This window comes from Mycobacterium sp., assembly GCF_019243155.1.
Taxonomy (GTDB): domain Bacteria; phylum Actinomycetota; class Actinomycetes; order Mycobacteriales; family Mycobacteriaceae; genus Mycobacterium.
The window spans coordinates 1-8632 of record NZ_JAFAUS010000272.1 but is presented as its reverse complement, the minus strand read 5'-3'; the positions used below and the strand labels follow the sequence as shown (position 1 = coordinate 8632).

6 protein-coding genes and 1 pseudogene are annotated in these 8632 nt (G+C 63.9%); 2 read left to right on the top strand and 5 right to left on the bottom strand.

What is annotated here, in order from left to right; genetic code table 11:
- Window positions 1-390, top strand: a pseudogene (locus JOZ00_RS13425) (hypothetical protein); the annotation flags it as partial.
- Window positions 391-411: 21 nt separating this feature from the next.
- Here the strand turns inward: JOZ00_RS13425 and JOZ00_RS13420 are convergent.
- Both JOZ00_RS13420 and JOZ00_RS13415 read right to left on the bottom strand, forming a co-directional pair.
- Complete coding sequence (locus tag JOZ00_RS13420) at window positions 412-2334, bottom strand: bifunctional diguanylate cyclase/phosphodiesterase (RefSeq protein WP_293344445.1); 1923 nt, start codon at window positions 2332-2334, stop codon at window positions 412-414.
- 26 nt (window positions 2335-2360) lie between these two features.
- Window positions 2361-4493: an Rv1355c family protein gene (locus JOZ00_RS13415; RefSeq protein ID WP_293344446.1), complete on the bottom strand. Its 2133-nt coding sequence runs from the start codon at window positions 4491-4493 to the stop codon at window positions 2361-2363.
- Window positions 4494-5004: 511 nt separating this feature from the next.
- Here JOZ00_RS13415 and JOZ00_RS13410 point away from each other — a divergent pair.
- Window positions 5005-6867: an EAL domain-containing protein gene (locus tag JOZ00_RS13410; RefSeq protein WP_293344444.1), complete on the top strand. Its 1863-nt coding sequence runs from the start codon at window positions 5005-5007 to the stop codon at window positions 6865-6867.
- A gap of 23 nt (window positions 6868-6890) precedes the next feature.
- Here JOZ00_RS13410 and JOZ00_RS13405 read toward each other — a convergent pair whose 3' ends face one another.
- The 3 genes from JOZ00_RS13405 to JOZ00_RS13395 all read right to left on the bottom strand — a co-directional run.
- A complete protein-coding gene (locus JOZ00_RS13405; RefSeq protein WP_293344443.1) occupies window positions 6891-7175 on the bottom strand; it encodes a WXG100 family type VII secretion target in 285 nt (94 codons plus the stop codon).
- A gap of 27 nt (window positions 7176-7202) precedes the next feature.
- Window positions 7203-7499: a WXG100 family type VII secretion target gene (locus JOZ00_RS13400; protein ID WP_293344442.1), complete on the bottom strand. Its 297-nt coding sequence runs from the start codon at window positions 7497-7499 to the stop codon at window positions 7203-7205.
- A gap of 113 nt (window positions 7500-7612) precedes the next feature.
- Window positions 7613-8632 (bottom strand): PE/PPE C-terminal domain-containing protein (locus tag JOZ00_RS13395; RefSeq protein WP_293344441.1); only part of this gene is annotated, 1020 nt, incomplete at its 5' end.

Below are 8632 nucleotides of genomic sequence, written 5' to 3'. Positions count from 1 at the left end.
ATGATCAGCGACCGCGTGCCATTCGGTGTCTTGGAAATGAAGTCGGCATGGGTGACCGACGACCCGGACCAGAACCGGTGTCTGACCGCCGCGCTCGCGCGCAGCGGCTTCCACATGATGGCCCTGCTCGACGTCCAGTTCTGCATGGCTACGGCCGCGGCTTACGTGCTGAACCGGTGGCGTTCGTCCGGCGGCGTCGTGTCCAGCATTCCCGCGACGCCTTACCCCGATGAGCGTTACCAGACGAAGATGATGTGGTGGGACCGGCGGGATTTCGCCAGGCATGCCGCGCCCGAGCAGGTTGCCAAGATCCTCCAGGAGACCAGCTACCTGACTCGCGAATACGACCGCTTGTACGGGAACGCGGCCTATCTGATCGACGGGGCCTGAGAAGGCCGCGCAACGGCGCGACTAGATGCCGATGTGATCCGAGGGGACCCGCACTGACCTGCCGGTCCCGGGATTGTTCGACGACGACTCCCCCGAGGCTCCTGCGCTGGAGAAGTCCATCGGGATGACCCGCCCGGCGAGCAGCGATTCCATCGCGACGCTGTCCAACGGGCGGGACAGCAGGAAACCTTGCGCCCGCCTGCATCCAAAGGCGAGCAATGTCTTGGCCGCGCTGACGGTTTCAACGCCCTCGGCGACCACGTCCAAGCCGAAGGCGTCCGCCAAAGCCACGATCGATTGCACGATGGCCAGGTCCCGCACGTTGCTGCCGAGATCGCGAACGAACCCCTTGTCGATCTTCAGCGCGTCGACCGGAAGCGATTTCAGGTAGGCCAGGCCGCTGTAGCCGGTGCCGAAGTCGTCGATCGCGATCTGTACGCCGATGTCCTTCAACCCACTCAGCGTCTTGCGCGTGGCATCGATGTCGGCCACCACGACGCTCTCGGTGATTTCCAGACACACCGAACTCGCTTCGAGCCCGAACTCGTCGATGGTCGATGCGACCGTGTCGATGATTCCGTCGGCGACGAGCTGCACGGGCGACACATTGACGCGCAGCACGGCACCGCGCCCTACGCCGCGGGACTGCCAGAGCCCGAATTGCGTACAGGCTGAACGCATGACGAGCCGGCCCAACTTTCCTGCCAAGTTGATCGACTCGACGACGTCGATGAACGAGTCGGGCATCAGCAGACCCCGCGTCGGGTGTTGCCAGCGAATGAGGGCCTCCGCGCCCAGCACCTCACCGGTCTGCATGTCGAATTCGGGCAGGTAATGCAACACCAGGTCGCCGCTGCCGCTATCGATGGTGTCCTGCAGCCGCAGCTCGATGTCGTTGCGGAATGTTTCCTCCGCCGCCATCTCGGGGCTGAAGGCCGCAACCTTCGCCCCGCCGGAACGCTTGGCCGACCGGGTCGCCTGATCCGCGCGGCGCAATAGGTCCGAGGTGGTGTCGCGCCCCGGTATCCCCGTGGCGACGCCGATGCTGACGGTGCGGGCAAGCCGTTCGCCGCCGATCACGACGTGCTGGTGCAGCGCGGCCTGCAGCCGCTCGGCAAAGGCCGCGGCGCTGTCGATGTTCATCGGCTTCGTGGGCACGACGACGAACTCGTCGCCACCGAAGCGGGCCATGACCGTGGGAACATCGGCGGCATCGCGCATCAGCGCCGAGAAGGCCTCGATAAATCGGTCGCCGGCGTTTTGACCAAGCTGATCGTTGACCACCTTGAAGCGGTCCAGATCCAGGAACAAAACTGACACCGGGCCGGGTTTGCGCTTGGTCAGCCGATCGTCGAGGTTGGCGATCAGCGCCCGGCGGTTCAGCAGGCCCGTCAGGTCATCGTGTTCGGCGAGGAATCGGATCTGCTCTTCGGCGACGATGCGGGCCTGCAATTGGGCGAACAGTGTGGCAATCGCCTTCAGCGCGTTGAGCTCCTCAGGCAGCCACTCGCGGTCTCCGAACTTGACGAAGCCGAGGATGCCGGTGGTGACGTCGCCGGACAGCAACGGCACACAGGCCAGCGATACCGCGGGGACACCGGTGCCCTCCTCGATGCTCTGCTGATAGTCGGCGTTATCCGGCTGCGGCCGCAAGACGTCGGGCTCTTTGATGTGTTCGGCCCTCGCGAAGACCGAGTCGGCGTCGGCGAAATACACCACGGCGAGTGGGTCAGGATCGGGAATTTCCGGACGCGGCGGCCATTCGGCAACGAGCACTGTCGCGTGGATCGTGTGATCGTTATGGCGCAGAAAACCGAAGTCCACTCCAAAGTGCCCGACCAATTCGGCGAGCACCCGTTCACTGGAAGCTACGTTGTTGGCTGCCGTGGCCGCCATCAATTCGGCGGCCGCAGCAGTGACCAAATCGTCCAACGAGCCGGGCATTCCCCCTACGGTAGCCGTTGTTTGGGCTACAGCAAACGGACGCGCTCAATACTGCGGCGGCTACGTACCGAAGTTGGTCCGCTGAACGCGAATCGCAACACAAGCGCAACAAAACTGTCGGCGGGCGTCCGGGCAAGTTCTCGGAAAGCTTTCCTTAATTCTTCAAGTTCGTCAGCAAACGCCGGCGACAACGCCGCAAGCTCGTCGGCATTGTGCGCATATAAGAAAACCGGCGACATTGGTTGAACAGACAACCCATACCGCTGCGCGGTAATCCATGCCGCCTCCACGGCGGATCCGCCGCGCGCAAAGTCCGAAAGCGTGTCACCGGGCACCGAGACCACGCCGACTGCGGAGCTGGCACCCACCCGCCGGCGCGTGTCCGCGCCCAACGCGGTCCCCGCTTTCCAGTCCGCCAAGTGGGACATCACTTCGGGGCGCCGCAAGATGTCCAGGGCGGCAAGGCTGCCCGAATCGAGTTCGAGACTGAGCACATCAATGCCGGTTTCCGGCTGCAAATCGCCGGGCCAGCGCATTTCGGAAACCATGTCCGCGTGCAGGCGTGGTGTGAGATATCGGATGCGATCGGCTGCGGCGAAAATTGCCGCGACAGAGGCGATGTCATCTCGCTCGGTCAAAAACTGCAGTTCGGCGCCCTCCCGCTCAGCGACGGCGCGCAGTGCATCGATCGTTTCTGCCGGTACCGGTTGCAAGTCTCCGAGATGGCGGTTCGTCTCACGAGAATGCATGGGTTCGTACAGCGCGGCCAGGTCGGGATCACCGGCGTCTGCCAGCTGCACCGTCGCCCGCAGCGGCACACCGTCGACGTCGTTCGTCACACTCACCGGTCCAAGCACGTTGTGCGCGGCGGCCGCGACCTTGGCGTTGAACAGGGCGGCTCCGACCGCGACCGCGCTGCCGCGGAACCCGACGTCCATTGCCGAAGTGTGCTCGGGCGCAAGCCGTATGGTGATGGCCTTCGGGCCGGCTTCGATATGCCACGGTTGCACATTGCCCCCGGAAGGCGCCCGAATGGCCGCCGACGCGATAGCGCCCAATTCGCCCGGCAGCTCGGGATCTCCGAAATCCACGGACGACGCGCCGCGAGTAGCCATCTTGGGCTCGTCCAGCCGGTCGAGCGTCGAGCCGACATCAATTCGCGCCCGGCCCGATCGAAGATCCCTGCCTAATCCGATCCGGCCGACCGCCTCTGCAATTGCGACGGCCCCTAAAGCGACCTCGCCGGATACCTGCGGCCATGTGGATAGCGTGTGATCGATTTCGACAACTGAAGCCAAAACCCGGGGCGACATCTCCTCGGCTTCGAGGAAACGCAGCATATACGGAACCATTTCCGGCTTACTCATGCTGGGAAGCCGCGAGAAATCAAAGTCGCCCAGCAGACCGTGCAAAATGGGACGCTGCGGCTCGAGGTCGAAACGCTCCACGTCCAGCAGGCCGCGATCACTCGTTGCCATCAACACCGGAATGTGACGGGCGCGAGCACTCTCCCGCAGGCTCGCCTTCATGTCCAACGAGTCGCATTCCTCGACGACAATGTCGAGCCCGTCGAGAAATTCTTCGATCGTGTCGACCGTCAGTCCGGCGTCCAAAACCCGGATCACGAGGTACGGATCGATTTCGGCGATCCTGCGCGCGGCCACCTCGGCCTTGTTCAGGCCCAGGTCGAGGACGGTCGCGGGGACCCGGTTGAGATTGGACAGTTCCATGCGATCGAAATCCGCCAACCGCAGCTCACCGCACATGCCCTGCGTGGCCAGGGTGTGCGCGATGATGTGTCCGACGCTCAGGCCGGCCACGCCGATGCGCAGCGCACCCAGGCGCGCCTGCTCCTGGGCGGTGATCAGGTTCCTGTTGCGGTCGAGCCGTACCGCGCGAAACGCCCGCGGCCCGAGCACCGCGACGACGGTCCTGCGCCAAGGGAAATACGCCCACCGGAAGGGTTCGGCAAGCAGTTCCGGCTCGGGCTGCGGACGAAGCGCGCGCAATTCCGCGACTTGTTCCTCGAGATGGTCGATGAATTCGATGGCGGGGTCGGCGCGCAGTCGTTCCAACGTCACATTGTCCACGGGGTTCGCGGCGTCCAGAATTTGAGCGGTGCAGGCGGTTATGGTCGGCTCCTCGACGCTTTGCCGCATGGGTGAATCGGCGTGCGGATCGGACGGCATGCCACCGGGCCTCCAGGTTCGCCAATGAGCCTTACTGCACGACACCCCGACCTACCCGTTGCCGCAAGTATCTCGCGGGCCGGTGCGCCAAGCCGTGTTTACAGTGCCACTAACACGTTGCAGATCGCGTTTACGGTTACGAAAATTACGGCTAACTGTACCGAAAATAACCGGGCGTTGCGGGTAATCGTCTCGCAGTCAGGTGCACCGCGTACGCCATCCGTGCCGGCCAGACATTTGCAGCCGCGAACATGTTCATGCAAAGGCCGGTGTAAAAGTAGCTGTCCCGACGATGTTCGATATTCAAACGGTTCGCAAGATTAAGGACTTTAGCCACTCGCCTCAGTGTGACTAAAGTCATACCGTGACGGTGGTTGGCGAGGCGGGCTCACTCATCCTGTGAGCAATGGCGGGCGTCTGTCTGACCAGGCAGTTCGGTGTTGACCGAGGCCGGGGTCCTCGCGGGCCACAGGAGGGCATGATGTCAGGCAGCCTGGATCGCGTCGTGCCCGCCGTCGCGGCCCAACTGATGCTGGCAACCCCCTCCACGGCCGACGAGATCAGCGAACGGGTGCTCGCACAGCTGGTCGAGCAGTTCGACGTGGACTCGGGCTTTCTGCGTCACAACGACCACAGCATCCGGGCCTCGAAGCTGGTCGCCGAGTGGCCCTCGCGGCACGACCATCGAGACCCCGATCCCCTGGCGGTCGTCTACTTCGCCGACGCCGACCCCTTCTTCGCGCGCACCGAGCACGCCAGGAGACCCGCTGTCGTCCGGCCGGACCCGACTGTCTACGGATATCCATGCCCGGTCGCGCCGAACGGTCAGAACGTGCTGCCCTCGGTGGCCGCCGCGCCCCTGATCTGGGGCGGAGCCGTGACCACCGGCGTGCTCGGCTTCGTCAAATTCGGCGACCGGGCATGGCAGCGCGACGAACTCAACGTGCTTGAGGCGGTCGCGGCCCTCTTCGCGCAGCTACAGGTTCGCATCGCCGCCGAGGACAAACTTCAGTACCTCGCCGAACACGACGATCTGACGAATCTGCACAATCGTCGGGCCCTGATGGAGCACCTGCACAACAGGCTCGCGGCGTTGCGACCCGGGCCCGTTGCGGTCATGTACATCGACGTCGATCGCATGAAATCCATCAACGACTACCTCGGCCACAGCGCCGGCGACTGGTTCATCAGGGTGTTCGCCCAGCGACTGCGGGCTAAGGTCGGATGCCCGGGGATGATCGCCCGGGTCGGCGGCGACGAGTTCGTCTTCGTGCCGAATCAGACGATGTCTGCCCTGGAGGCCGAATCGTTCGCCCGCCAGCTCCGGATGATGCTGGAATGCAGCGTCTTGATCGGTGGCGAAATGGTGAGCCGCACCGTCAGCATCGGTGTGGCGGTCGGCGCTCCCGGTCAAGACACGGCATCCGATTTGGTGAACCGGGCCGATCAGGCCGCGATGATGGCCAAGCGCGCCGGCGGGAACGAGGTCGCAGCGTTCAGCCAAGACATGTCGCTCAAGGACGCGTTCCAGAAGGACATCGAACTGCATCTTCGGGATGTGATCGACAGCGAAGCCCTGTTGCTTCACTATCTGCCCGAGGTCGACATGCGGACCGGCGAGATCTCGGCCGTCGAGGCCCTGGTCCGTTGGCAACATCCGACGCGAGGACTGCTGCTACCGGATTCCTTCATCGGAATCGCCGAATCGATCAATCACGCTGGGAAATTGGGCCGTTGGGTGCTCCGCACCGCCTGCGCCGATTTCAGCAAATGGCGATCCGACGGCCTGGCACGCAATGTCATGCTGCGGGTCAATGTATCGCCAATCCAACTGGTCGCCAACGGCTTTGTCCGTTCGGTCGCAGAGACCATCGAGGAGTTCGCCATCGACCCAGGCGCGGTGTGCCTGGAGATAACCGAACGCGTTGTGGTCAGCGACGTCGAGAACACCAAGCGAACTCTGGACTGCCTGAAGGACATAGGTGTAGAGATCGCCATCGACGACTTCGGCACCGGCTTCGCCGTTCTGTCGCACCTGAAGTCGCTCCCGGTCGACATGCTCAAGATCGACGCCACCTTCGTGCACGACCTCGGCACCAATGTCGGCGATCTGGCGATCGTCCGGGCGATCATCGGCCTAGCCGAGGCCTTCGACCTCCAACTGGTAGCAGAGGGCGTCGAAACCACTGCTGCCGCACTGACTTTGATGCGGCACGGGTGTTATCGAGCGCAGGGTTTTCTGCTTTCCCACCCGCTCGCGGCCGATGCCATCGAACCACTACTCGCGCAGCGTCGGCTGACGATGGCCTTCTTCGATCACGACAATGCTTACGACACTGCGTGATTCGGTGTTAAGACCCAGGTTGGTTAAGCCCAGCTGGAGCCGACGGCGCTGTCGGTGCTCGCCATGTTGCTGCCGGCGGTCTGCACCTTCTGCCCGTGGGCGTTGGCCTGCTCGTAGATCACCTGGAAGTTGCGACCCAACTGGGTGATGAACTCCTGGCACGCCACCGAACCGGCACCACCCCAGAAGTCACCGGCCGCCAGCACATCGCGCACGATGGACTGGTGCTCGGCCTCGAGGGACGCAGCCTGGGCGCGGATCAACGCACCGTGGCTGTCGACATCGCCGAACTGGTAATTGATCGTCATCTTCGTTGTCCTTTACCTGAAAACCGGCTAGCTGCTGAGGATTTGCTGCGAGGCCTGCTCTTGCTGCTCGTAGTTGTTGGCGTCGCGGATCAGACCGTCGCGCACCCCGTGGAGCATGTTGACGATGTTGCGGAAGGCCTGGTTGACCTGTCCCATGGTGTCGTACGAGGTGGCCTGAGCCTGGCCACTCCAGCCCGCACCGGCGATGTTCATCGACGACGCCCACATCTTGCGGGCCTCGTCCTCCACCGTCTGGGCGTGAACTTCGAAACGACCTGCCATTGCCCGCATCGAATGCGGGTCAGTCATAAAGCGCGTAGGCATTTCAACTGCCTCCTTAACTTCAAAAAGATCATTGGACGTGATGGACGCAAAAGTTGCCGAACAGGTCAGTCGGGGGACCGCCGGCCTAAAGGATTCAGGTGATCCTCCTTCCGCTATCCGCCTAGGACGTGCTCTGAGACCACATTGGGACGGTGACCGATTCGCAGTGGCGGAGGCAAAGCGCTGCCGCCCGTGCCCCGCGCCGCGTTGGGGATCATCGGCACGCCGTTCGTGCCCGGCCCCCCCGGGACGGCGGGCGGCTCGCCGGCCGCGGCCGCCGGGAGGGCGGTGATCTTGGCGCTCGGCAATGACGCACTCAGCTGGCTCATCTGCGCCGGGGCGGCCGTGGTCCAGCTCTGTGGGACCGAGAGCATGCCCACCGAGGCTGCCCTGCCCGCACCCGCGGCCACTTGAATGCTGTTCATGCCGGGCGCGGCGAAAAGGCTTGTGCCCGAGCTGAATCCGTTGCCTACCGCGTACCCCAGCGTGTGGAATTGATTGCCAAAGGCGCCGGCCGCCGGGCCGAAGGATTGCATGAACGAACTCGGCGAACCCATCGAAAAAGCGCCCAGGGCGGACATCGGCGCGCCCGAACCGCTGCCGATGAAGCCGGCGGCGGACGAGAACGCGCGGGAAGAGGTCGTCCACGACGACAGCGACGACGACGACATCGTGGCCGTGGCGAGTCCCGGCACCATATTGGTCGTGGCGGTGGTCAACGGCGTGGACAAAACCGACGTCAGTTGACCCGGGATCATCGAGGTGAACTGGCTGGACAACATCGAACTGAATTGGCCGGACATCATTGAACTGAACTGGCCGGAAAGCATCGAACTGAACTGGCCGGACATCAGCGAACTCAGCTCGCCGGACAGCATTGACCCCAAGTTGCCGGGCAACAGGGAAGTCAGCGGACTGGTCACCATCGAACCCAACTGGCCCGTGGTCGAGCTCACCGTCTGACTGACTGTCCCGGCGGGGGTCTCGGCGGCCTGGGCGGCCGCCTCCGTTGCCGCGGTCAACGCTGCTGCGGTGGTGGCCTCGGGCGGATTGGTGAACGGAGTGAACGTCGTTGCCGCGATGGCGCCGGCCAGGTACTGATACATCGCCGTCGCGTCCTGCGCCCACATCTC

Coding starts and splice junctions, on each gene's coding strand:
- JOZ00_RS13420 (WP_293344445.1), bottom strand. CDS start 2,334: ATGCCCGGCTCGTTGGACGATTTGGTCACTGCTGCGGCCGCCGAATTG.
- JOZ00_RS13415 (WP_293344446.1), bottom strand. CDS start 4,493: ATGCGGCAAAGCGTCGAGGAGCCGACCATAACCGCCTGCACCGCTCAA.
- JOZ00_RS13410 (WP_293344444.1), top strand. CDS start 5,005: ATGTCAGGCAGCCTGGATCGCGTCGTGCCCGCCGTCGCGGCCCAACTG.
- JOZ00_RS13405 (WP_293344443.1), bottom strand. CDS start 7,175: ATGACGATCAATTACCAGTTCGGCGATGTCGACAGCCACGGTGCGTTG.
- JOZ00_RS13400 (WP_293344442.1), bottom strand. CDS start 7,499: ATGCCTACGCGCTTTATGACTGACCCGCATTCGATGCGGGCAATGGCA.